General features: G+C 51.7%; 26 protein-coding genes. 14 read left to right on the forward strand and 12 right to left on the reverse strand.

The window, feature by feature from the left end:
• Position 1 precedes the first annotated feature (1 nt).
• Positions 2-2,266 (reverse strand): catalase HPII, encoded by a 2,265-nt coding sequence (gene katE / locus ACLHDD_RS05640; protein WP_427103294.1) that lies wholly within the window; start codon positions 2,264-2,266, stop codon positions 2-4.
• A gap of 419 nt (positions 2,267-2,685) precedes the next feature.
• Here katE and zinT point away from each other — a divergent pair, with 419 nt between their 5' ends.
• Complete coding sequence (zinT, locus tag ACLHDD_RS05645) at positions 2,686-3,306, forward strand: metal-binding protein ZinT (protein ID WP_427105175.1); 621 nt, start codon at positions 2,686-2,688, stop codon at positions 3,304-3,306.
• Between the two features lie 323 nt (positions 3,307-3,629).
• A complete protein-coding gene (locus ACLHDD_RS05650) occupies positions 3,630-4,637 on the forward strand; it encodes a UV damage endonuclease UvsE (RefSeq protein WP_427103295.1) in 1,008 nt (335 codons plus the stop codon).
• On the opposite strand, the gene ACLHDD_RS05655 is transcribed toward ACLHDD_RS05650, so the two are convergent.
• The 4 genes from ACLHDD_RS05655 to ACLHDD_RS05670 all read right to left on the reverse strand — a co-directional run bounded on the left by ACLHDD_RS05655 (position 4,630) and on the right by ACLHDD_RS05670 (position 6,953).
• Positions 4,630-5,493 carry a glucose 1-dehydrogenase gene (locus ACLHDD_RS05655; RefSeq protein ID WP_427103296.1) on the reverse strand — a complete coding sequence of 288 codons (864 nt, stop codon included), beginning with the start codon at positions 5,491-5,493 and terminating at the stop codon, positions 4,630-4,632. The genes ACLHDD_RS05650 and ACLHDD_RS05655 overlap by 8 nt on opposite strands.
• 63 nt (positions 5,494-5,556) lie before the next feature.
• Positions 5,557-6,117 (reverse strand): manganese catalase family protein, encoded by a 561-nt coding sequence (locus ACLHDD_RS05660; RefSeq protein WP_427103297.1) that lies wholly within the window; start codon positions 6,115-6,117, stop codon positions 5,557-5,559.
• Positions 6,023-6,406 (reverse strand): manganese catalase family protein, encoded by a 384-nt coding sequence (locus tag ACLHDD_RS05665; protein WP_427103298.1) that lies wholly within the window; start codon positions 6,404-6,406, stop codon positions 6,023-6,025. Before ACLHDD_RS05665 ends, ACLHDD_RS05660 begins: the two co-directional genes overlap by 95 nt.
• A 289-nt stretch (positions 6,407-6,695) precedes the next feature.
• Positions 6,696-6,953 carry a biofilm development regulator YmgB/AriR family protein gene (locus ACLHDD_RS05670; protein ID WP_111142009.1) on the reverse strand — a complete coding sequence of 86 codons (258 nt, stop codon included), beginning with the start codon at positions 6,951-6,953 and terminating at the stop codon, positions 6,696-6,698.
• A gap of 540 nt (positions 6,954-7,493) precedes the next feature.
• Between ACLHDD_RS05670 and ACLHDD_RS05675 the strand changes: the two genes are divergently transcribed.
• Positions 7,494-7,718 (forward strand): hypothetical protein, encoded by a 225-nt coding sequence (locus tag ACLHDD_RS05675; protein WP_293769894.1) that lies wholly within the window; start codon positions 7,494-7,496, stop codon positions 7,716-7,718.
• Between the two features lie 94 nt (positions 7,719-7,812).
• On the opposite strand, the gene ACLHDD_RS05680 is transcribed toward ACLHDD_RS05675, so the two are convergent.
• The gene (locus ACLHDD_RS05680; protein WP_293769896.1) at positions 7,813-8,064 is read right to left on the reverse strand and encodes a hypothetical protein; all 252 of its coding nucleotides are present in this window, start codon (positions 8,062-8,064) and stop codon (positions 7,813-7,815) included.
• A gap of 339 nt (positions 8,065-8,403) precedes the next feature.
• On the opposite strand from ACLHDD_RS05680, the gene umuD reads away from it, so the two are divergent.
• Together umuD and umuC are read left to right on the forward strand one after the other, a co-directional pair.
• Entirely contained in the window at positions 8,404-8,823 is a 420-nt protein-coding gene (gene umuD / locus ACLHDD_RS05685) for a translesion error-prone DNA polymerase V autoproteolytic subunit (RefSeq protein WP_293769898.1), read from the forward strand.
• A gap of 2 nt (positions 8,824-8,825) precedes the next feature.
• Positions 8,826-10,094: a translesion error-prone DNA polymerase V subunit UmuC gene (gene umuC, locus ACLHDD_RS05690; protein ID WP_427103299.1), complete on the forward strand. Its 1,269-nt coding sequence runs from the start codon at positions 8,826-8,828 to the stop codon at positions 10,092-10,094.
• 40 nt (positions 10,095-10,134) lie between these two features.
• On the opposite strand, the gene ACLHDD_RS05695 is transcribed toward umuC, so the two are convergent.
• Entirely contained in the window at positions 10,135-11,019 is an 885-nt protein-coding gene (locus ACLHDD_RS05695; protein WP_427103300.1) for a LysR family transcriptional regulator, read from the reverse strand.
• Between the two features lie 281 nt (positions 11,020-11,300).
• Here ACLHDD_RS05695 and ACLHDD_RS05700 point away from each other — a divergent pair, with 281 nt between their 5' ends.
• The 7 genes from ACLHDD_RS05700 to ACLHDD_RS05730 all read left to right on the forward strand — a co-directional run bounded on the left by ACLHDD_RS05700 (position 11,301) and on the right by ACLHDD_RS05730 (position 17,947).
• Positions 11,301-13,145, forward strand: coding sequence for a thiamine pyrophosphate-binding protein (locus ACLHDD_RS05700; protein ID WP_111141157.1), 1,845 nt, complete (start codon positions 11,301-11,303; stop codon positions 13,143-13,145).
• A gap of 18 nt (positions 13,146-13,163) precedes the next feature.
• The gene (locus ACLHDD_RS05705) at positions 13,164-13,601 is read left to right on the forward strand and encodes a cupin domain-containing protein (protein ID WP_111141156.1); all 438 of its coding nucleotides are present in this window, start codon (positions 13,164-13,166) and stop codon (positions 13,599-13,601) included.
• A gap of 19 nt (positions 13,602-13,620) precedes the next feature.
• Entirely contained in the window at positions 13,621-14,505 is an 885-nt protein-coding gene (locus ACLHDD_RS05710; RefSeq protein WP_427103301.1) for a DMT family transporter, read from the forward strand.
• Entirely contained in the window at positions 14,483-15,004 is a 522-nt protein-coding gene (locus tag ACLHDD_RS05715) for a DUF2938 family protein (RefSeq protein WP_427105176.1), read from the forward strand. Before ACLHDD_RS05710 ends, ACLHDD_RS05715 begins: the two co-directional genes overlap by 23 nt.
• 153 nt (positions 15,005-15,157) lie before the next feature.
• The gene (locus ACLHDD_RS05720) at positions 15,158-16,408 is read left to right on the forward strand and encodes an MFS transporter (protein WP_427103302.1); all 1,251 of its coding nucleotides are present in this window, start codon (positions 15,158-15,160) and stop codon (positions 16,406-16,408) included.
• Between the two features lie 451 nt (positions 16,409-16,859).
• On the forward strand, positions 16,860-17,135 hold the full coding sequence (locus tag ACLHDD_RS05725; RefSeq protein ID WP_427103303.1) for a hypothetical protein: 276 nt from the start codon (positions 16,860-16,862) through the stop codon (positions 17,133-17,135).
• Between the two features lie 197 nt (positions 17,136-17,332).
• Positions 17,333-17,947, forward strand: a complete 615-nt coding sequence (locus tag ACLHDD_RS05730; protein WP_427103304.1) for a TetR/AcrR family transcriptional regulator — start codon at positions 17,333-17,335, stop codon at positions 17,945-17,947.
• Positions 17,948-18,182: 235 nt separating this feature from the next.
• Here the strand turns inward: ACLHDD_RS05730 and ycgZ are convergent, their stop codons facing one another.
• The 5 genes from ycgZ to ACLHDD_RS05755 all read right to left on the reverse strand — a co-directional run bounded on the left by ycgZ (position 18,183) and on the right by ACLHDD_RS05755 (position 20,336).
• The gene (gene ycgZ, locus ACLHDD_RS05735) at positions 18,183-18,422 is read right to left on the reverse strand and encodes a regulatory protein YcgZ (protein ID WP_111141149.1); all 240 of its coding nucleotides are present in this window, start codon (positions 18,420-18,422) and stop codon (positions 18,183-18,185) included.
• Between the two features lie 197 nt (positions 18,423-18,619).
• Positions 18,620-18,892, reverse strand: coding sequence for a hypothetical protein (locus ACLHDD_RS05740; protein ID WP_427103305.1), 273 nt, complete (start codon positions 18,890-18,892; stop codon positions 18,620-18,622).
• 413 nt (positions 18,893-19,305) lie between these two features.
• Positions 19,306-19,536 carry a YgdI/YgdR family lipoprotein gene (locus ACLHDD_RS05745; protein ID WP_003848985.1) on the reverse strand — a complete coding sequence of 77 codons (231 nt, stop codon included), beginning with the start codon at positions 19,534-19,536 and terminating at the stop codon, positions 19,306-19,308.
• A gap of 15 nt (positions 19,537-19,551) precedes the next feature.
• Complete coding sequence (locus tag ACLHDD_RS05750) at positions 19,552-19,785, reverse strand: YgdI/YgdR family lipoprotein (protein ID WP_111141161.1); 234 nt, start codon at positions 19,783-19,785, stop codon at positions 19,552-19,554.
• Positions 19,786-20,132: 347 nt separating this feature from the next.
• Positions 20,133-20,336: a hypothetical protein gene (locus ACLHDD_RS05755; RefSeq protein ID WP_427103306.1), complete on the reverse strand. Its 204-nt coding sequence runs from the start codon at positions 20,334-20,336 to the stop codon at positions 20,133-20,135.
• A gap of 190 nt (positions 20,337-20,526) precedes the next feature.
• Here ACLHDD_RS05755 and ACLHDD_RS05760 point away from each other — a divergent pair, with 190 nt between their 5' ends.
• Together ACLHDD_RS05760 and pdxH are read left to right on the forward strand one after the other, a co-directional pair.
• Positions 20,527-20,841, forward strand: a complete 315-nt coding sequence (locus ACLHDD_RS05760) for an MliC family protein (protein WP_427103307.1) — start codon at positions 20,527-20,529, stop codon at positions 20,839-20,841.
• A gap of 25 nt (positions 20,842-20,866) precedes the next feature.
• Positions 20,867-21,523: a pyridoxamine 5'-phosphate oxidase gene (gene pdxH, locus ACLHDD_RS05765; protein ID WP_427103308.1), complete on the forward strand. Its 657-nt coding sequence runs from the start codon at positions 20,867-20,869 to the stop codon at positions 21,521-21,523.
• Positions 21,524-21,658 lie beyond the last annotated feature (135 nt).

Genomic DNA, 21,658 nt, shown 5'->3' on the forward strand with positions numbered 1-21,658 from the left:
ATCAGGCCGGAACGGATTGCGCCTTCTGGCTGCGCGACCAGACACGGTGCGCCTTCATCGCCTGCGTAAACGCAGACATCAGTGCACTTTCCGCCGAATCACCCTGCACGATGCCGTCTTCCTGATCGCCATCGTTCAGGCCGAACTGCGCGTTAAAGCGACGTGCGTCGCCCACCAGGCCGATCACCTTGAGGTGCTTGTAGGCCTCCAGCAGGAAGTAACGGGCATCGCCGCTTAACAACAGGGCGTCGATATTGCCATCCGGCACGATTGCGGCATCGAAAGTCAGGGAAGGCAGACCGGCAAAGGTCGCATCCACCGGCAGCACCGATCCATCATCGGCCCGTACCTGGCCCATGTGTGGTGCCAGCAGCTTGGCGTGAACGCCTTCCGCTTTTAGCGCCTGCAGAATCGCCAGCACATCTGCGGCTTTCACACCGTCGCTGAGCAGTAGCGCCACCTGGCGGCCTTTGATCTCGCCACCGGGTACGGCGTAGAGGCTCAGGCTCTCATCCTGAGTCAGGCCGTTCACCGCCGCTGGCGGCTGAATGTTGCGCTGCTCGTCGGTCAGCGCGATACCCAGGTTATCTGCCACGCCCTGCGCCAGTTTCAGGTCAATACGCGCCAGATGATCCACTACCCGCTCACGAATATAAGCGCGGCCTACTTTACTCAGCTCAAACGAATAGGCACCGATGATGTGCTGCTGCTCGAACGCCGTCTGGCTGTTCCAGAACAGACGCGGCTGGGCATAGTATTCGCCGAACGACGGGCTGCGCTCACGCACTTTGTGACCTTCCACGCGCTCCTGATAGCTTTCGAAGCCGCCACCTTTCGCCGCGGGTGGGGTTTCACGCGGCCAGTTATCGTTGATGGAATTCGGCTCGTAGTTTGCCGGATTGGTATCGATATCCTGACGATGCATCCCCTGACGCTGGAAGTTGTGGTAAGGGCAGGTTGGGCGGTTAATCGGGATCTCATGGAAGTTTGGCCCGCCCAGACGACTGATCTGCGTGTCGGTATAGGAGAAGAGGCGACCCTGCAGCAGCGGATCGTTAGAGAAGTCCAGACCCGGAACGATATGGCCTGGATGGAACGCCACCTGCTCGGTTTCCGCAAAGAAGTTGTCCGGGTTGCGGTTAAGCACCATCTTGCCGACGATCTCTACCGGCACCAGCGCTTCCGGGATCAGCTTGGTAGCATCAAGAATATCGAAGTCATATTTGAACTCGTCCTCTTCCGGGATCAGCTGCAGGCCCAGTTCATATTCCGGGAAATCACCGGCTTCGATCGCTTCCCAGAGGTCGCGACGGTGGAAATCGGGATCGCGGCCGGTCAGTTTCTGTGACTCGTCCCACAGCAGTGAGGCCTTACCGGCCACCGGCTTCCAGTGGAAGCGGACAAAGGTCGCTTTGCCTTCGGCGTTGATCAGACGAAAAGTATGGATGCCAAAACCTTCCATGGTGCGGTAGCTGCGCGGGATCCCGCGGTCAGACATCGCCCAGATCACATTGTGCATGGTTTCCGGCTGCAGAGAGACATAGTCCCAGAAGGTGTCGTGGGCGCTCTGGCCCTGCGGGATCTCGTTGTGCGGCTCTGGTTTAACGGCATGGACGAAATCAGGGAATTTATGCGCATCCTGGATAAAGAACACCGGCGTGTTGTTGCCGACCAGGTCGAAGACACCCTCTTCGGTATAGAACTTGGCGGCGAAACCGCGAATGTCGCGCACGGTATCCGCTGAACCGGCACCGCCCTGAACCGTGGAGAAACGGACAAAGACAGGCGTAGTCTGCTCCGGGTCGCTAAGGAACTGCGCTTTGGTCAGATCTTTCAGTGAGCGATAAGGCTGGAAATAGCCATGTGCGGCCGAACCACGGGCATGGACGATACGCTCCGGGATACGTTCGTGGTCAAAGTGCGTAATCTTCTCACGCAGAATAAAGTCTTCCAGCAGCGTCGGACCGCGCGACCCGGCGGTCAGTGAGTTCTGGTCGTTGGCGATACGCGTGCCCTGATTGGTGGTCAGCGCCTGATGGGTACCGTTTTTCCGGCTGTCTTCAAGCTGGTCAAGTTTGGCGTTGTGTGTCTGTGGAGCTTTCAGGCTGCCTGGCGCAGTAGGCTGTTTGCCGGGCGGGGTCGGTTCAGCGGGGGGCTGATGCGAACCATCTTTGGGTGCCAGGGATCCCAGCCCTGGTTCTGATGATTCGGGTCCGGTGGTGGGCGCACGTTCGCTCAGGGGTTTCTTCTCTGTATCTTTCGACATTAATCCATGCTCCAGCGGTTGTTTTACTTTCGACGACACTAAATATAGAACAACCTGAACATTACTGAGGATTAAGCGGCCATTTAACTGCGTCGCGCGTGCTTTTTTGTCCGGACAGAAACCGCCGCTTATCTCTGCGCCTCTCCTGTCGCTACGCTTATCGACGTCACGCACCGTCTGGCTTAGCGGCAAGCCAGGCCGTGCCCGCCTTACGGAAATCCGGGTTCGCGCGCGCCCGGGCGTCGTCCGCCAGCGGGCCAGAGCAGGGGCCGGAAGCGGTGGCCGATCGGTAAGCAAAATTAACGTTACCAGCGGAAACTTTTCGTTGAATTCAGAAATGTTATATCATAACATTTTTCGCAACTGTAACAGCGAGTGAGGATGAGGTTTTGGCAAATCTGACAGGTCAGTGGATTGGGATGATTGGGGCGCTGTTCATCAGCCAGCAGGCGCTGGCGCACGGCACACACGCGCATGGAAAACCGCTGTCTGCGATGGAGCAGAAGGCGGCAGAAGGGATTTTTGCTGACAGCGATGTGAAAGATCGTTCGCTCTCTGACTGGGACGGACTGTGGCAGTCGGTCTATCCGCTGTTGCAGAGCGGTGAGCTGGACCCGGTCTGGCAGAAGAAGGCGCAGCAGACCCCGGGTAAAACGGCAGAAGAGATTAAAGCCTATTACCGCAAAGGTTACGCCACTGATGTCGCGACGATTGGTATCGAAGATGGCGTGATGGAGTTTCATGTCGGGGAACAGGTTAATGCCTGTCGTTACCGCTACGCGGGCCATAAGATCCTGACCTATACGTCAGGCAAAAAAGGGGTGCGTTACCTGTTCGAGTGCCAGGATGCCGGCAGCAAAGCACCTAAATATGTGCAGTTCAGCGATCACACCATTGGTCCGCGCAAGTCTGCGCATTTCCACCTCTTTATGGGTAATGTGTCGCAGCAGGCCCTGCTGACGGAGATGGAGAACTGGCCGACCTATTACCCTTATCAGATGACCAATCCGCAGGTTGTGGATGAGATGCTGCATCACTGAGTGGGCAGCGGCCAGGCTGACCCGCGTAATACGGCCGTTTTTTAAGCCTGGCCGGGCACCGCTTTCTCAGGACCCCGACCGGGCTGGCTTCACGGCCCGGTCAGCCGTCAGAACACGTTTCCACACACTTTACTGACCTGATGGTCCGGCCTGAAGCGATCCCCGCACGCTGCGGCGCACAGCCACTTCACACGTGCCGCGCCAGCGCGTCGCACCCTGTATAAGCACGCCGCCTGCGGTTATTCTGCTCACTGCTGTGGCACACGACTGGCTGGCCGCCAGCGGCCTGTTACACTTCTGATAAGCATTAATCAGGAGCAGACATGAAATTAGGCTTTGCATGCAAGTATCTCAACCCCGAGGGTAAACAGTTTTTCCCGTTTCGCGCGACCACCCGTAAACGCTTTCTGAGCCTGTCGCACGACGAGCGCTATCAGCTGCTGTATGAGATTACCGTAACCAATCTCAATCATCTCTTTCTGACGCTGGAGCAGTTGGCGACCTTACCGCCGTCCCTCAGGATGATGCGTATTGGCAGCGATCTGCTGCCCCTCTACACGGTGCCCGAAGCCGCACCGCTGTTTGCTGAATTTCTGCCGGCGCTCCATTCACAGTTTGTCCGCTGTGGCGAGCTGGCGCGGACGCATCAGATCCGGCTCTCATTCCATCCGGGGCAATACACCGTGCTGGCCTCCGACAACCCCGACGTCGTAACGCGTGCGCTGGAGGACGTGGAATATCACACGCTCTGCGCCTGCCTGATGGGCTACGGTAAAACCTTCCAGGATTTTAAAATCAACATCCACATGAACGGCAAGGCGGGCTTTGATGGCTTCAGGCAGTCATTTAACCGCCTCAGCCCGGAAGCGCGGCGGATGCTGACGGTGGAGAACGATGAGATCTCCTGCTCGCTGGAGGATGTGCTGCAGGCGGCACCGCTCTGTCCGGTAGTGCTGGATATTCATCATCACTGGGTAAAAGAGAGTGAGTTTATCCAGCCCGATGATGCGCGTGTGGCGAGAGTCATTGACTCCTGGCGCGGCGTGCGTCCGGTGCTGCACTATTCGGTTTCGCAGGAGGGGGTTATTCCGGCAGAGGGCTGGCCCGATCAGCAGCAGCTGGGGGTGAGCAAAAGCAAACTGCGGGCGCACTCTGACTATTTCTTTAATCCGACGCTGAATGGGTGGGCGCTGTCGTTTCAGGCTTTCGACATCATGTGCGAAGTGAAAATGAAAAATCTGGCGCGGGAGCCGCTCTACTGGTGGGGTCTCGCGCAGCAGCGGTTGGCCGATCCGCAGACGGAATCGGCCGGGGAACAGCCGGTTAAATAATGGCGACGCCACCGGTCACGGCGATGGTCGCCCCTGAAATGTAGCTGGACTCATCGCTGGCCAGCATCACATAGGTGGGTGCCAGTTCCGCAGGCTGACCGGCACGCTGCAGTGGTACTTCGCTGCCGAAATTCTTCACCTGCTCAACCGGCATGGTCGAGGGAATCAGCGGCGTCCAGATCGGACCGGGCGCGACAGCATTGGCCCGGATGCCTTTTTCCGCCAGCAGGGCCGCCAGGCCGCCGGAGAAGTTCACGATGGCGGCCTTGGTAGCGGAGTAGGCGAGCAGCTTCGGTTTCGGCTGGTCGGCATTAATCGAGGCGGTATTGATGATTGATCCGCCCGCAGACATGTGTCGTGTGGCCGCTTTGCTGAGGTAGAACATCGCGTACAGGTTGGTTTTCATTGTCCGGTCAAATTCCTCATCGCTGATCGCATCCAGCGACTCGCGGGTCATCTGATAGGCCGCGTTGTTCACCAGAATATGGATTTCACCAAACGCCTCGACGGCCTGGTCCACCAGCGCGTTGCAGTGTGACGCCTCGGTAATGTCACCGGGCACCAGCAGCGCTTTCCGGCCCGCGGCCTCAACCAGACGGGCGGTATCCTGCGCATCCTCATGCTCATCAAGATAGGAAATCAGCACATCGGCCCCTTCGCGGGCAAACGCAATGGCGACTGCCCGACCGATGCCGGAGTCGCCGCCGGTAATAATCGCTTTTTTACCTATCAGACGGCCTGAGCCCTGATAGCTCTCTTCGCCGTGATCGGGCTGAGGCTGCATCGCGGTGGTGCTGCCCGGCCAGCTCTGTTGCTGTTCTGCGAAAGGGGGCTGTGGACGCTGAGTGGATGACATGACGTTTTCTCCATAAAAGACAGGGTGATCCGGTCCGGGCATCAGGCCCGGACCGGTGCGCGATCAGGGTTTTGGTGGGGTGATACCGTCAATCTGTTCTGACTGGGCGCCGGAACCGGGACGGGCGTTGCCGAGCAGCGGTTCATCGCCCAGAATTTCGGGCTGCTGTCTGGCGCTAAACTGTCCCCGGCCATCGTAAGCCGGACCGTTGCTCCAGCGGCCTTCCGGCAGCGGCTTATCCAGCGAGGTATTCAGGCAGTAATAGGCGTGCTCCTGCGCTTCATGCTCCTGTGGGAAGCTATTCGGGATCGGCAGCGAGGCGTTGAGGCCCCCCATCTCTTCGATGGCGGCCAGCCACTGCTGCTGGTGCAGGGTGTCACGGGCGATCAGGAAGGAGAGGAAATCCTTCATGCCTTTATCTTCGGTCATATTGTAGAGCCGGGTCGCCAGTACGCGGCCCGTCGCTTCTGCGGTGACGTTCGCCAGCATGTCGGCGGCCACGTTGCCAGAGGCGTAGATATGGCTCATATCAAATGGCATGCCGTTGGCGTTCACCGGCATCGCCGCCAGCCCCGAAGAGAGGATATGGCGCGGATTCATGCCGCCCAGAATGGCGTTGACCACCGGGATCTTTCGCCGACGCTTCCTGATAAGAGAGCGGGGCGCCTTCAAGATTGAGCGCCACGGCGTACCCCAGCATTTCGATATGGCTCAGCTCTTCAGTCGCGGTCGAGATCAGCAGATCGCGGATCCGGACATCACCCCGTGCGCCCATTGCCTGGAAAAAATATTGCATCGCTACACGAATCTCACCCTCGACGCCACCGATGGCCTGCTGGAGCAGCATGGCAAACTCAGGGTCGGGCTTTTCCACACGAACCGGAAATTGAAGTTTTGATGAATGATGAAACATGATTATTTTCCTCGTCTGTGTTTGCAGTGAATGCAGAAAAAGCCTGGACACAGATAACGGATAAATAAAGCGGAACGAGAGCAATTAACCGGGATTAATGGTGAAATAATCGGCAAAATAGCCTTTAAGCGGAGCGATATAAGGTTATACGTGCGGTGTCAGATTGGTGCCGGGAAGGGGGGCAGGCGCTGCAAAGGGCGGAAATAAAAAAGCCCCAAAAAATGGGGCCGATTCCGGTCGGGAAATGCATCCATGCTAATTCGCGTTCCCTCATAACAGACACAGGTTATCAGCTGTTGCTGGTCACCGACGCGCGCTGAAGAACGTGTTCAAGCGCCTGACGGTAAATATCCTGCTTCATCACGTCACGTTCGCTCTCCAGGTGGTGAATCAGGCCCAGCACGATATCTTTATCGGAGACGTGGGCTTTTGCGCGAGCGAGTTCGGCATGGACGGCAGTAATCACCTGCTGTTCGGTGCTCAGCGCGGTACCAGAGTTCATGAAGTAATCTGAAATCTGAGACTCTGTATTCATCGTTGTTTGCATGGTCAGGCCTCATAAAAAATTGGGGGAGACAGGTTGATTGCGATCCGCTAAACGGCGTTGCAAAAAAAATTGCATCTGAAGGTGGAAATCCACAACACCTTCAGATGCGGTGCAATGCACCTTTCGTTACAAGTGATTTAACATCACGACGTAAAGTTATACAAGAAAGGCAAAGTTGTACAATAAAATTTGAAAAAATTTTTTCTGGTCGGTGGTGTATTCAGAATGCAACTTTAAAATCGTGCGTGAGAAACCCTGGTTTAGTTATTAAAATACAATTACTTAAAATTAATTTTCGTCAGAATGACAATGTTGCGTTAACGATAGTGAAGTTTTTTAATCGTTATAACGGGATGCTGAACACTCTTGCTGACGGCGGATTACAGCAAAACCTGTACAGGTTTCAGGGCGGAAAATGTGCAGGATCGCGTCCGGCTGTCGCATTCCTGTCCATCCGGTACGCGGCGCAGCATAATTCGCTTCACACCTCCGGTTCAGACCGCTAAGGTTGACCCCCTTATCCATTGCAAGGAAACGATCATGGTCCACGACTATTTTGCACTCCCTCCGGCAGGTATCACCCAGGAACAACATAAACGCGCGATCGCTGTTGCGGCTGCGCTCTCTGTAGCAAAAGAGTCCGTCAGCGCCTCAACGTCTGCAACCGGCTCGAAGACCTCCTGGGATCTGCAGGCTGTGGCGAATGAAATAGCGAATCTGGCTGATGCGATTCAGGATGCGCTGGAGAGTGACAGCGGAGTGTAAATCCGGGAGGTGCGCCTGACGTATTTACGATGGGCCGGAGCAGCGTTCAGCCGCGCCGGTAACATCCGGCAGGCAGACGCTGCCGGAGGGGCGTCTATTCCATGCCTGGCGGCTCATACTTAATATATTGTCTCAGGGCATCATGGATGGCCCGATTATTACCGTCCTCCAGTCCGCGTTCGGCATATTCCTTCGCCAGCGCCGCCAGCACATCGTCAAATTTCCCTTTGTAATTGAGATTATTCAGCGCTATTTGCTGGCCCAGTATCGCTTTTAATACTGTGGTCTCAACTGTTAGCTGTGCAACGGTCTCTTCCAGCTTTCTGATGCGATCGTCGTCTGCCATAACTCCTCCATGCCTGAAAAAAGGCAGAATAACCCTCTCAACCTCTATATTCAAACGTCTGTCTGAACCGGAAAGCAGATGTCAGATTTTCCTTAAGTCAGAATAATTCACGGCGTAATTTATAAGAGGCGTTACTGTGAGCAAGGCAGAGCAATATGTTGCCGCTGCGCTGAAAGTAACCCGATTTTGTTTACTATCCCGGCACTGAAAAAACAGCGATTAAAAAAAAGTGTCGGGTCATCAGGTGTTTTACTTAAAAAAGGGCCAGAGCACTTGATTAAAGGGGGAAATAGCTATTACTGTATTTATATACAGTAACATGAAAAAAGGAGTAACATTGTGGAATTCATTAAACCTGCGGACATGCTCGCTATCCTGCCGCTGCCGCTCTATATCGAACGTGTCCCGTGCGGCTTTCCCTCACCGGCGCAGGATTATGTTGAACAGCGCATCGACCTGAATGCGCTGATGGTCCAGCATCCCAGCGCCACCTATTTTGTCCGCGTCAGCGGCGAGTCGATGATTGAGGCGGGCATCAACGATGGCGATATGCTGGTGGTCGACAGTTCCCTTACCGCCGCCCATGGCGATATCGTGGTCGCCGCCGTCGACGGCGAATTTACCGTTAAGCGTCTTCAGCTTCACCCCTGCCTGCAACTGATGCCGATGAATACTAAATTCAAACCGATCGCTATTCAGACCGAAGATGTGCTGGAAGTGTTTGGTGTTGTTACCTTTGTGATTAAAGCGACGCACTGACCATGTTCGCGCTGGTCGATGTGAACTGCTTCTATGCATCATGCGAAACCGTTTTCCGGCCCGATCTGAAAGGTAAACCGGTTGTGGTGCTGTCGAACAATGACGGCTGTGTGATTGCGCGCAGCGCCGAGGCAAAGAAAGCTGGCATTAAAATGGGTGCACCCTATTTTAAAATGCGCGAAGAGCTGACGCGTCACGCGGTACAGGTCTTCAGCTCAAATTACGCGCTCTATGCCGACATGAGCCATCGGGTGATGACCATCCTCGAAGAGATGGCCCCCTCGGTAGAAATCTACTCGATCGACGAGGCGTTTATGGATCTCACCGGCGTGCAGAACTGCACAGCGCTGGAGACCTTTGGCCGACAGGTCAAAGAACGGATCCGCAAAGAGACCCATCTGACCGTCGGCGTCGGCATTGCACAGACCAAAACGCTGGCAAAACTGGCGAATTTTGCGGCCAAAAAGTGGAGTAAAACCGGCGGCATTGTCGATTTATCGGACCCCGAACGACAGAAAAAGCTGCTGGCACTGGTCGATGTGGCTGACGTCTGGGGCGTGGGGCACCGAATCGGCAAACGACTCAACGCCATGGGCGTCATGACGGCGAAAGATCTGGCCGATCAAAGCACCGAATCCATTCGCAAACAGTTCAGCGTGGTGATGGAGCGCACCGTCAGAGAACTGCGTGGCGAATCCTGCCTGGAACTGGAATCAGTGACACCGGATAAGCAGCAAATCATGTGTTCACGTTCGTTTGGCAGCCGCATCTCCGATTATGACCAGATGCGCGAAGCCGTCTGTGCCTATGCGGAGCGCGCGGCAGAGAAACTGCGTCGCGAGAACCAGTATTGTCGTCAGATAGGGGTATTTCTGCGCACCAGCCCGCACGCGACTGACGAACCCTTTTATGGCAATCAGTCTATAGAGAAGCTGCTGATCCCGACGCAGGACACCCGCGACATCATCAACGTTGCACTAGCGTGTCTGGATAACATCTGGATTAAGGGATATCGCTATATCAAGGCGGGCATTGTGCTGGGGGATTTTTTCAGTCAGGGCGTGGCCCAGCTTGATCTGTTTGATGAGCATCAGCCACGCCGCAACAGCCAGGAGCTGATGCAGCTGATGGATAAAATTAACAAAACTGGCAGCGGAAAACTCTGGTTTGCCGGGCAGGGGATCAATAAGGCCTGGGCAATGAAGCGTGAGATGCTGTCACCTGCTTACACTACACGGGTAGCGGATTTGCCGGTAGTTGCGGTTAAGTAGGCCGGGTCATTTTCCCCGGCTACTGAAACCGCGAGGTCTGCTAAATTTCTCTTGCCCGGGTTTCTTCCGCAAAGCACTGCTCCAGCGCCGTAATCACGGCCCTGATCCGTGCAACTTTTTGTAGATCCGGATGGAGCACCAGCCAGATATCCACCGGGTCACGTTTTTCGGGAAATACCGGGATTAATTGCGGATCGCAGTCAGCTAAAAATGTCGAGAGCAGGCCGATGCCAATCCCGCGTTTAATTGCGGACTGCATCAGCAGTTGTGTATTACATTCCAGCACGACTTGCTGGCTGTTTACTGCAAAGCCACACAGGTTTTGTCGATGACGTGGCACCATGTCTGCCGGAAACATAACCAGTTGATGACCCGTTAATCCGCTTTCTTGCTGCGGTTCTCCGAGCCGATCAAAATAGCGCTGGCTGGCATAAAGCCCCATAGTAATGGTCGCCAGGCGTTTAACGATTAACTCTTCAGAATCAGGTCGGGCACCACGAATAGCGATATCCGCACTGCGGTACGAGATATCGGAGAAACCTATTCCGGTCAATAAGGTTACGGTGATGTCCGGGTATTGTTCACGCAGACGCTGAATGGCAGGTATGACAAACATGGTGGCGAGTGTGTCTGTGCTGGCGATGCGCACGTTACCCGCAGGGATGCTATCGCTGCAGGCGGCTTTACGGCTCATCGCCTGCATGGCACTTTCCATCGCACTGGCTTCTGCCATCACCTGCTCGCCAAACTCGCTCAGCGTGAAAGCGCGAGGCGTACGTATAAATAACCGGGAACTGAGCGCGCTTTCGAACGCTGCGATACGGCGTCCGACTGTTGCCTGATCGACGTTTAACGATTTTGAGGCACCCCGCAACGTTTTTTGTCTCGCTAATGCGAGGAAAAAACGAACATCATCCCAGTTCATCTACTGCTCCATGTTATTTATAACTAAACGCACATCTTCAGATTGATCAAAAAAGCATCAGAAATCATAAGTCATATCATAAAAAGCACTATGAAATTATAAGTATTTTTGCATTATTGTGAAGCATTAATGCAACTTTAAAAATTTCAAATTGTGACTATGATGGGCCGTTTTTTGGATATAGGTGCGATGCGTTTTGTTATGTGAAGCCTCCCATATAACGCACATTTTTTCCTCATTAATGCTGATTGTCTTTATTTTTATTCTAATGGATTTAGAAAATGAAATTATTTGAAGATGATTTTTTTAACACTACCTGCCCGACGTTTAATTCAGATAAAGTTGTTGAAAGAAAAAATAGCCGAACAGATGTTGCTTTGAATTGTGCTGAGGTCCTTATTGCTGAAATACAGAATAAGCAAATTAGTCACATTTTTTTAGTGCCTGGTAAGTTGATTTATCCAATTGTTAAGGCGCTGGAAAAAACATCGATTGTCGGGATTATGGGGGCACATGAAACTGCCTGCGGGTTTATGGCTGACGGTTATGCCCGAGGTAGCCGAAGATTTGGTGTTTGTTTAGGTATCTCAGGGCCTGGTACAATGAATTTCTTACCGGCGATGGCAGCGGCTCGGGCTGACAGAATACCTGTGCTCTATATTACTGGCGGCGTAGCGACTTATCACGAAGCACAGGGCGCCTTTCAGGATGGTAGTAATGGCGGACTTGATGAGTTATCTGTTGTGAAACCTTTAGTTAACAGTGCTATTGAAATAAAGACGCCTTGTGTTTTTAATCATGAAATGCGACGAACCTTCGACCAGCTTAATGTTCAGAGGAAAGGTTGCGCCTATTTAAATATACCCGTAAACATTCAAAAAGAACCTCAACAAGATCATTCAGTAAAGATAAAAAGTATTCGGCATGGATTTGCTATTGATACTTGCGCGTTGGATGTGCTTATTCACGATTATCTTTGCCGCGACTTTAATGTCGCCATACTGGCAGGTAGTGGTGTTAACAATTGCCATGATGCGACCTTACTAAAAAACGTAGCCGAAAAATTTTCCATTCCGGTAGCGACTACACTTTCAGGTAAAGGGGCTTTTCCTGAAAAACATCCTTTAGCCCTTGGTCTGTATGGTTTCGCTGGACATACACGCGCGATAAAAACTATCAACGATCCTGCTGTAGATGTTTTAATTGTTTTAGGCAGTGATTTAACACAGCGAGATAGCCTTAACTGGTGCCCTGAACTGCACGGTAATAAAACGTTAATATTTATTGATGATGATTTCCAAAAAAACTGCTCACATTATCAACCTGATATTCATATATTCTCTAATCTTAGCAAAACCCTGGATTACCTTGTCAGTAGCAGGATAGGGAGAAACACGCTTTTGTTAGCGGCTAAACAGAAGCGTTCGCGCTGGATATCTGATGTTCGTAAATTATCATTAACGGTTTCTAAAACCTCGCTGTTTACCAAACAGGACGAAGAAGATAAACACTTATTTGCTGGTGATGTCGTCCACTATTTACGCAATCTTATGCCTGAAGATACTAATGTTGTTGTTGATTCAGGTGCACATAGAATCTTTATGGCCCACTACTGGTCCGCTACCGGCATTGGTGACTATCATACTTCCAGCGAGCTTGCCCCCATGGGTTGGGCTATCTGCGCGGGTATCGGTATTAAACTTGCCCAGCCAGAGCGGCCTTGTATGGTGGTGACTGGTGATGGCTGCATGCTGATGCACGGTATAGAAATTCAGACGGCTGCACGTTACGGCATTAAAACGCTGTTTGTGGTGATAAACAACCAGGCCCACGGCGCTATGCACATTGATACATTGCATCAACGCGGTATTTCTGCGGACTTTACCCGGCTTCCCACTCATGACTGGGTCGGCTTTGCGACAAGCCTGGGTGTTACAGCCACTTGCGTTAAACACCTGGCAGAATTAAGCACAGCCGTAAACGCAGCGAAGGAACATCCCGGACCTTTCCTGATCGAAATTGTTGTCGGTAATCATAGCACGCCGAATCGTTACTACTCACAAAGCGTAACGGCTTATGAAGCACGAATCGCGGCGCAGGCGGTTTCTGCGTTACCGCAGGAATAAAATAGTTGGGGAATCATTATGTTTAATTTCCGAAGTTCAATAATTACACTTGCCGCCATACTCAGTATCAATATAGCAATAGCGAAAGAGGGCGTTGAAAAAAACATACTATTGAAAACCGAGCGATCATGGAATGGTGATGTCTATCATGCTTACCCTGGCGGTACGCCTGAAATCACCGTTTTGAAAGTGGAAGTTGCTCCTGAACATGTTCTTCCATGGCACTACCATGCGTGTATAAGTACAGTCTATATGACGCATGGGAATGTAACACTCACTATGAAGAACTCAGGAAAAAAAATGACCTTCTCTGAAGGCGAGACTTTTAGTGACACGGTGAACTCAGTTCATGAGGGGGTTTCTGGCCGTGAGGGAGCAGGCATGTTGGTCTTTTTTGCATGTTCAAAAAATACACTGCTTACAACTCAAATTGCAAACGATAAAAATCCTGATTAACTGGAGATGCAGTACGCTTATGGCTATTTTATGGATGCTGCTAGCCTGTGTTTTCTTTTCATTAATGAACGCAGAAATCAAGGTGCTGTCAACAGAAGTGAGTTTTTTTGAGATAATTTTTTTTCGCTGTTTTATTAGTGTGCTTATCATAGCTGCAATAATGTCTTTTAAAGGCATCTCTTTTAAGCCTGGTGAGCCACTATTGCATTTTAAACGTGCATCATTGGGTAATGGAGCAATGTATTGTGGTTTCTATTCTCTTATGCACCTGCCTGTGGCAATGGCCACGACATTAAGTTATACCAACCCCATGTTTCAAGGGTTAATTATGATATTAATCCAAAAGGGAAATGCATCCCGCCGCATATTGATGTCAATTTTACTTGGTTTTTTAGGGGTAGTGATTTTATTGCACCCTGACATTCCTGTCAGTAGCCATATTTTTATCATGGCTGGGCTTTTTTCGGGACTGCTTACTGCTCTTGCCTATTATAATGTCAGTAAATTGACCCGATGTGGGGAACCAATCCTGAGAGTTGTATTCTGGTTTTCATTGCCAGGTGCGGTTATAGGGTTCGGTGTATGTCTGGTTTCTGGTATCACTTTTCCGACGGCAAATCAACTTATTGCTCTCATCGCAGTTGGTGGATTTGGTACTATTGGGCAATTAGCCATGACGCGAGCATATAGTATTGGAGAAACAACCACGGTGAGTGTTATTTCCTATAGTACAATTATTTTCACGGCATTTATTGGTTATTATTTTTTTGGCGAAAAAATATCAATAATCGCTGCAGGAGGCATGCTATGTATAGCACTGTCCGGTATCCTTGTGTCAATAAAGAAACATCCATCGCCAGGGGGTAAAATTCCAATTGAAGATGCAAATATGCAACAATCTTAAAGCCATTATTTTTTTCACTCTTTTGAGTGGAGTAACGTCTACGCTAAGTATGGATGTCGTAAATAAGCTTACCTCCATCATCAATGTTACTCCCCCATTAAATATTAATTTTATTGGTAATTTGTTATCGCAATGGTTGCAAGGGAATTTTGTTTTTTCTCATCCTGGTGAAGTTACAGTCAGCAAATATGGATTGCTGGCAGGCTATTTATTTCATTATTTTGCAGGCGTTGCATTGGCTTTTCCTTATTGCTGGCTATTCCTGAAGGTGAGGTTTTTTACTCACCTATCGATCCCGAAAAGTGCTCTTTATGGGCTGATATGTTCATCGATTACACTACTGGTTATCTATCCTTCGGTCGGGTTGGGGTTATGCGGGTTGAAAAACGGGAGTTATGAATTATTAACAGCAGCTCTGATTAATCATTTTGTTTATGGCCTGGCCTTATTGGCGAGTTGTAACGTTATAAACCGTATCCAGGGTAACACGACACATTGAGTACGGATTATCAAGCTGCATAAATGAATGCCTGTGATGCAATCTTGCCTCTGCTATGGGGAGCAAGCAGGCTTTATCATGAATGTGTTTGCTGCTCTGTGAAATCAGCATTAGCTGCACAGGGTTGATTTATCTACAGTTCGGGAAATAAAAATGTCAGAAGTGTTAACTATCGATAGTCGTCCGACAGACAAAAATAATTCTGCTTCCAAAAAGAGCGTTTTATTCTTTCTTGCACTGGCGCTGGTTGCTGCTTTATTGAATAGCAGTGCACCAACGCCGCTTTATCCCCTCTATCAACAGCAGCTAGGTTTAACCGCCGTCAGCCTGACAATGATTTATGGCGCGTATGCGGCCGGTGTCTTGATTGCGTTATTCAGCGTAGGAAATCTTGCAGGGAAAGTTGCCGACCTGCGCAGCCTGATGATGCCTGCGCTACTGGCCGTCTTCGCGGGAGCCTTGCTGTTTTCACTCGCCGATTCATTTGCCTGTCTGTTTATGGCACGCCTGCTGGCGGGCGTAGGAACCGGGGCATTAACCGGTGCAGCGAATATTGCCCTTTTGCGTTTTGGCCCTAAAGATGGCGGTAAAGCTGCGGCTCTGCTCGCCACGCTTTCTTTCACCACCGGTCTGGCTCTGGGGCCCGTTTTTAGCGGCGTGGCGATTCAGACCAATTTCCACAGCCAGACGTTGCCGTTTCTGCTGATTATGATCACGGCTGCAATTGCCCTTATCGGATTACGTTTTAGCTGGCCAGCGCATCATCATGATCAAGCCAGGGTTGCGCCATCCTCATCTGTTCTTTCAGCGGATACGACACTTAAAGCCGGACTGAAAGCGACTGGCATACGTTTTTTCCTGTGTGCTGGCGCTCTGTTTATGAGTTGGGCGTTTGCCGCCAGTATTTTGTCCATTGGACCGGCGGTATCGGAGCATCTGCTCGGCATTCATAGTCAGGGCGTTTATGGCTACGTGATTGCGGTGTACTTAATGGTGGCCGGTATCAGTCAGATTTTGAGCCGCCGGATTAGCGCTCGCACGTCTCTCGCTGCCGGCTGTTTTACTCAGGCCATTTCGATTGTGTTTTTTACCTGGGCTATCAGCACCCACTCTTTAGTATGGGCATGCACAGGACTGCTTGTGGCTGGATATTCCTACGGCGCCATCTTTGTGGGAAGTGCGACCCTGCTTAATATGATCTCTCCTGCAGCCAGTCACGCAAAACTGATTTCATTGTTCTATGTCATTGCCTATATCGCTAACTGGGTGCCCGTGCTGTTAGGTGCGGTGGTGGATCATGCCAGCCTGAATCTGGCTATTGATTTGCTGTTCAGCGTCGGTGGGGTTATCTGTCTGCTGCTGAGCATCGCGGTGTTTTGGGCAAAGATGGAAAAACGCGCCTGATTTTCAGAATCAGATCGTGCCTGATTTTTGCCAGGCCGATCTGAGAACCGGCCAATGCACGCTTAAAACCACGCCATCTGACTGCCTGTTTCGATCAGCAAAGCCATGCTGGCAGCGTTTTGATATTGAGGAATGCATCGCTCATCGTCTGATGCAGCTGATGGATAAAATTAACGAAACCGGCAGCGGAAAACGCTGGTTTGCCGGGCAGGGGGATCAATAAGGCCTGGCGAGGAAGCACGAGATGCTGTCACCTTGTGCCACACGGATAGCGGATATGCCGGTGGCGGCAGTTAGGCCGGTGCGTGTCCGGCCTCCTCTGTTGCTGACGTAGCCATGTCCGCTAAAAGCTTTTTTTATCACGCGCGGAATAGCGCCAGAGGTTATGCTTCTCCTGGTCCGATGAGTGGTTTTTCATCGGGTTGTTAAGGTTCATAACCAGGCAGATATAATGAATTTCACGCAATTTGAAGCCAGAATAAAGCAATGGCCCACTATCTCTTTTACTACGATCATCCTGTCCCGCCATCACAATGACCATGAGATCTACGCGATTGACGATAGCAGTACGGTAAAAACCCGGCTTTTTTTATGCCAGGCGGAGGATGAAAATCATGCCAGCCTGTTAATTAAGCAGTTCACCTTCTGGCTGATGAAATTCAATGCCGCTCAGCGCGCCCTGCAAGAGGACAAAGCGTGCGTAAAGATATCGTTATTATCTGAATAAGCAGTGTCTGGCCTTCGCCTCTGATGGTGCCGGGCGTCGCTCAGCACCGGCTGACAGGGGTCTTGCAGGCAGTGCGGCCTGTGGCGCGTCGGCGGCAGATGACGTGCTGTCGCGCTGACCATCTATACTTGTTGCCCATGCCTGAGATAGAATCGCTGTCGATTTTGACAGGAATGCACGATCTCAGACCGGTAACGATGATCACGACAGCCACAGCGCATAAAAACAGAGAGCGAGGACGTCCCAGAGAGTTCGATATTGAACAGGCTCTGGATCACGCCATGATCGTTTTCCGGCAAAAAGGGTATCACGCGGCCTCGATAACCGATCTGGGTGAGGCGATGAACCTCTCCGCAGGCAGCATCTACAAAGCCTTTAAAGATAAACGTTCGCTATTCCTGCTGGTGTTCGAGCGCTACCTGGCGCTGCGCAACGCCGATCTGCATCGTCGTCTGGCACCCTGCGTCAGCGGGCGGGAAAAAGTTACTGAACTCTTGCAGTTTTATCTGGACTCCGCTCGTGCGACAGAAGGACGGTGCGGCTGCCTCGTCGTTTCCAGCGCGATTGCGCTGCAGACCCTGGATGCGGAACTGGCACAGCGTATCAACGATGTAGTTCAGCGTAACCAGCGCTTCCTGGTCACGCTGCTGGCGCTGGGTCAGAAAGATGGTTCCATCGATAACACACTGGACAGGGAAGCGGCAGCCGGTCTGATCCTCTGCATCGCCTTTGGTATGCGGGTAGTAGGTAAGGTCGGTGATGTTACCAATGAACAGGAGACGCTGGCACTGGCACTGAAAGTGCTGGGGTAGGCGTTCTGCGGTCAGACAGACAGTCACCATCATCCATACCCCGTCTTGAGCCCGTCATTTTCGCAAGGGGCTTTTCCCCCGATCTTTACACCCCTATCACAACCTGACTGCGGGCAAAAAGGCTTTTCATCGCCCTGATCCGCGAACGGTCAGGCGGTCAGATATGCCGCATGAAAGGGGCCTTGCCAGGAATGACGCCGGTCATGAAAAAGGGGCAGCGCAGAGGCGCGGTCGCTTAGCGGCCGAACAGCAGGCTGATGAGCGTACGATAATGACGCTCTTCCTCTTCCGTAGAAGCGGTTTCGAGTCGAAGCAGAAGCTTGGTGCAAATCGATTTACGGTTTACGTTCAGTCCGGCATGCAGAATTTCAACCACCACCTGTCCCAGCGTCTCTTGCTGTGAAGGCAGGCTTGCCGCATTAAAATAACGGGCAATATCGTCTGCCGTCCGCGGCAGTCTCTGATTCGGATACATGGTTTATTTCCTGGCAGGTGATGTAAAAATGTTCGCTCAGGCGCGAAGTTATACAAAATTTATGAATCTGTACAGTTATTTCAGCGATGACCAGATGATTTTTTATCCCTGACCGGATGCCGGGCCAGCGAGACGGCAAAACCGGTGAAAGAGAGGGGGATAAGCCGGGCTGGCGCCCGGACCTGACCCGGACATCACTAACGATAATCGTTGAGGAAAACGGGTACCTGATCGGTTTCGGCCAGCCAGTTAAGTTCGGCGCGGTCATGCGAGGCGGCTTCAGCAAAACTTTTGAGCCAGTTCCGTGTGTCAGCGATCTGCGCGACGCGCTCATCACTTTTTTCATTTTCCGCCATCACACCCAGCTGTTGAATCAGCGACGCCAGGGAAATTTCCTGTGCCTCAAAGGCCAGGTTAACCGTGGCTTCGCCGAGAATGATGTGGCCGACGCTTTTTTCATGATAAATCATCTGCTACCCCCCGATTAAATAACGACAGGTAAGTTTAGTAAACGGAGCGCCGGACTAAAAGCCCCTGAAAATCGATCGGACAAAACAGAATGGGTGAAAATTAAATGGAACCTTTAAGCATTGCGGTAAACGGCTAAATGCAAAGCATAAAATAATCTGCTAATTGGCTGATGAATGGAGACTAAACAATCAGACTGATTAAAAACACGAAGCTGGCCTGAAATTCAGATAAATAAAAAGGCTGGATGTGCTGCTTTTGTTCAATTACCGCTGGTGAGCCGGAGGGTGACTGACAGATGTACCGGATAAACGGGTGGGGGTGTAAAGCCAGCATTGCCTGACCTTCTCAGCCTGTGCTGGCAAAAATAAAGCCGCCCGCAGGCGGCTTTATTTAGCAAACGGCAGCCGCAGAATCATTTATGAGGAACTTCAGAAACGGCTTTAACGTCTGCTTTATTAATCTGCTGCTTCACACCGTTCGCATCGGTGTAGGCCAGCAGGCCAGCATCAGACTCAGAAGGCTTACCGTCACTGATGATGGTCCGGCCATCATTAGTCTGAATCGCATAGCTGGTACGGGTACAGCCGGTTAATACGGTCATACCGATCAACGCGGCAAGAGGCAGAATCAGCGCTTTTTTCATCTTATTCACCTTATATTAGTTGTCGAGTTCGCTCATATTACTAATCTCATTGCGATTAATTTGCTCAGTTTTTCCGGTCTGAGCATCGCGATAAGAAACCAGACCCGTATCTGAATCAATCTGGGGTTTTCCATCAGTAACAATCGTACGACCATCAGTGGTTTTAATCGATTGATTCGAGGCGCAACCCGCCAGCGTACCTAAAGAAAGAACCAGCAAAGCAATGGCTGACAGGGATTTCATTTTCATTATTTCAACTCCGTGAATTTTATCCAGACATCTACAGCATAGACGGCTTTATCGGGTTTGCTGGACCTGTCACGCTTCGGTGACGGCTTTTTAAACAAAAACGTGCGGGTGCAGGGGGAATAAGCAGGTGCAGCGATGAAAAATCGCATTTATTGCAAAGGGTATCACTGTTAATAGCCATGTAGCGTACAGCGCTGACCAATGGAACAGAAAAAAGGCGGCGGCAAATAAAAAGCTCAGAAAGCTGTTCAGGCGGAGGGCCAGCATCGTCACAGGATAACAGACGGCCTTTTCATGGCAGGGAGCAGCCAGCCCGGGACGACAGAACGTCGTCCCGGATAACCGCATCAGAGCACGGAGTCTTCTCCCGCTTTGGCAGCCGCTTTTTCCGCTTTCATTGCGCTAACCGGATCGGATGCGCTCAGCCAGCGATCAAATTTCTGATAGGTATCGATAAAGGTTTTAAAGTAGCTGCTGGCGACAGTGGCATTCTCTTTGTGGTGCATAAACGCCACGGCCAGCTTAAACGCATCTTCGTTATCAAATTTCATCTCTCATTCCCCTTGCTTAAGATGTATAGAGCGTAGCCTGAGAATAGTGGCTATGCATTCGGACAACCACCTGAAAATGCGCAATAATTCATGCAGGCTGACCTCATTAGCCCGATTGGCGTCAATTCTCACTTACTTCACGCCCAATCCTTTTTATAATGCCCGCTTCACTCGTAAAGGAGACCCGCTTATGTTGAAAGGATTAACCGTAGCTGCAGGCCTGCTGCTGTCGGGCTGTAGCCTGATGCATAAAGAGCCACCGGCAGCGCAGACACTGCACTATCGCTGCGGAACCCTGCCTCTGACCGTCACGCTGGATGAGAAGAAGGAACAGGTCAGCTTCATCATGGATGGCCAGCCGTTGACGCTGAAGCAGACAGTATCAGCGTCCGGCGCCCGCTACAGCGACGGCACCTATGTTTTCTGGTCCAAAGGTAACGGCGCGTTTATCGAACGTAACGATAAAATTGTCGTCAATGACTGTGAGCTGCAACCTGCCAGCTGACTTTTTATCTGAATAGGCGAGCATCATGAGTGACAGCGAAACGCTACACACCATTGCCCATCTGCGGCGTGAATATACCCGGGGCGGCCTGCGTCGTAAGGATCTGCCGGATAACCCGCTCGTGCTGTTTGAACAGTGGCTGAACCAGGCCTGTGAGGCGAAACTGCCCGATCCCACGGCCATGACGGTGGCCACGGTGGATGAAACGGGCCAGCCCTGGCAGCGTATTGTGCTGCTGAAACATTTCGATGCCCAGGGCATGGTGTTTTACACCAACCTCGGCAGCCGCAAAGCGCTGCAGCTGGCGCAGAACCCGCGCATCTGTCTGCATTTCCCCTGGCACTTTCTGGAGCGTCAGGTGATGGTGCTGGGCGAGGTGGAAAAACTGTCGCCGCTGGAGGTGCTGAAGTATTTCCACAGCCGTCCGCGCGACAGTCAGATTGGAGCCTGGGTGTCGAAGCAGTCGAGCCGGATTTCGGCGCGCGGAATTCTGGAAGGAAAGTTCCTTGAGCTTAAACAGAAGTTCCAGCAGGGCGATGTGCCACTGCCGAGCTTCTGGGGCGGCTACCGGGTGAAATTTCATACGATGGAGTTCTGGCAGGGCGGCGAACATCGCCTTCACGATCGCTTCATCTATCAGCGCGACCACGATGGCTGGAAAATCGACCGTCTGGCCCCCTGAATCTGCACGATTCCCCCCTATCAGCGCTGGCACAGAAAGCGTCAGCGCTTTATGCTATAGCCCTCATTTTTTTGGTTCCGCAACTCAGCGGAAAGCTGTGTACCAGCATAGGTGCAGTCTGATCAATTTGGAGTC

This window comes from Pantoea sp. NSTU24 (assembly GCF_050157905.1).
Taxonomy (GTDB): domain Bacteria; phylum Pseudomonadota; class Gammaproteobacteria; order Enterobacterales; family Enterobacteriaceae; genus Pantoea.

Coding starts and splice junctions, on each gene's coding strand:
- pdxH (WP_427103308.1), top strand. CDS start 20,867: ATGAGTGACAGCGAAACGCTACACACCATTGCCCATCTGCGGCGTGAA.
- ACLHDD_RS05720 (WP_427103302.1), top strand. CDS start 15,158: ATGTCAGAAGTGTTAACTATCGATAGTCGTCCGACAGACAAAAATAAT.
- ACLHDD_RS05655 (WP_427103296.1), bottom strand. CDS start 5,493: ATGTCATCCACTCAGCGTCCACAGCCCCCTTTCGCAGAACAGCAACAG.
- umuC (WP_427103299.1), top strand. CDS start 8,826: ATGTTCGCGCTGGTCGATGTGAACTGCTTCTATGCATCATGCGAAACC.
- ACLHDD_RS05695 (WP_427103300.1), bottom strand. CDS start 11,019: ATGAACTGGGATGATGTTCGTTTTTTCCTCGCATTAGCGAGACAAAAA.
- ACLHDD_RS05760 (WP_427103307.1), top strand. CDS start 20,527: ATGTTGAAAGGATTAACCGTAGCTGCAGGCCTGCTGCTGTCGGGCTGT.
- ACLHDD_RS05680 (WP_293769896.1), bottom strand. CDS start 8,064: ATGGCAGACGACGATCGCATCAGAAAGCTGGAAGAGACCGTTGCACAG.
- ACLHDD_RS05725 (WP_427103303.1), top strand. CDS start 16,860: ATGAATTTCACGCAATTTGAAGCCAGAATAAAGCAATGGCCCACTATC.
- ACLHDD_RS05755 (WP_427103306.1), bottom strand. CDS start 20,336: ATGAAATTTGATAACGAAGATGCGTTTAAGCTGGCCGTGGCGTTTATG.
- zinT (WP_427105175.1), top strand. CDS start 2,686: ATGATTGGGGCGCTGTTCATCAGCCAGCAGGCGCTGGCGCACGGCACA.
- ACLHDD_RS05715 (WP_427105176.1), top strand. CDS start 14,483: ATGCAAATATGCAACAATCTTAAAGCCATTATTTTTTTCACTCTTTTG.
- ACLHDD_RS05710 (WP_427103301.1), top strand. CDS start 13,621: ATGGCTATTTTATGGATGCTGCTAGCCTGTGTTTTCTTTTCATTAATG.
- ACLHDD_RS05730 (WP_427103304.1), top strand. CDS start 17,333: ATGATCACGACAGCCACAGCGCATAAAAACAGAGAGCGAGGACGTCCC.
- ACLHDD_RS05650 (WP_427103295.1), top strand. CDS start 3,630: ATGAAATTAGGCTTTGCATGCAAGTATCTCAACCCCGAGGGTAAACAG.
- ycgZ (WP_111141149.1), bottom strand. CDS start 18,422: ATGTATCCGAATCAGAGACTGCCGCGGACGGCAGACGATATTGCCCGT.
- katE (WP_427103294.1), bottom strand. CDS start 2,266: ATGTCGAAAGATACAGAGAAGAAACCCCTGAGCGAACGTGCGCCCACC.
- ACLHDD_RS05705 (WP_111141156.1), top strand. CDS start 13,164: ATGTTTAATTTCCGAAGTTCAATAATTACACTTGCCGCCATACTCAGT.
- ACLHDD_RS05670 (WP_111142009.1), bottom strand. CDS start 6,953: ATGCAAACAACGATGAATACAGAGTCTCAGATTTCAGATTACTTCATG.
- ACLHDD_RS05665 (WP_427103298.1), bottom strand. CDS start 6,406: ATGTTTCATCATTCATCAAAACTTCAATTTCCGGTTCGTGTGGAAAAG.
- ACLHDD_RS05740 (WP_427103305.1), bottom strand. CDS start 18,892: ATGATTTATCATGAAAAAAGCGTCGGCCACATCATTCTCGGCGAAGCC.
- ACLHDD_RS05675 (WP_293769894.1), top strand. CDS start 7,494: ATGGTCCACGACTATTTTGCACTCCCTCCGGCAGGTATCACCCAGGAA.
- ACLHDD_RS05745 (WP_003848985.1), bottom strand. CDS start 19,536: ATGAAAAAAGCGCTGATTCTGCCTCTTGCCGCGTTGATCGGTATGACC.
- ACLHDD_RS05750 (WP_111141161.1), bottom strand. CDS start 19,785: ATGAAAATGAAATCCCTGTCAGCCATTGCTTTGCTGGTTCTTTCTTTA.
- ACLHDD_RS05700 (WP_111141157.1), top strand. CDS start 11,301: ATGAAATTATTTGAAGATGATTTTTTTAACACTACCTGCCCGACGTTT.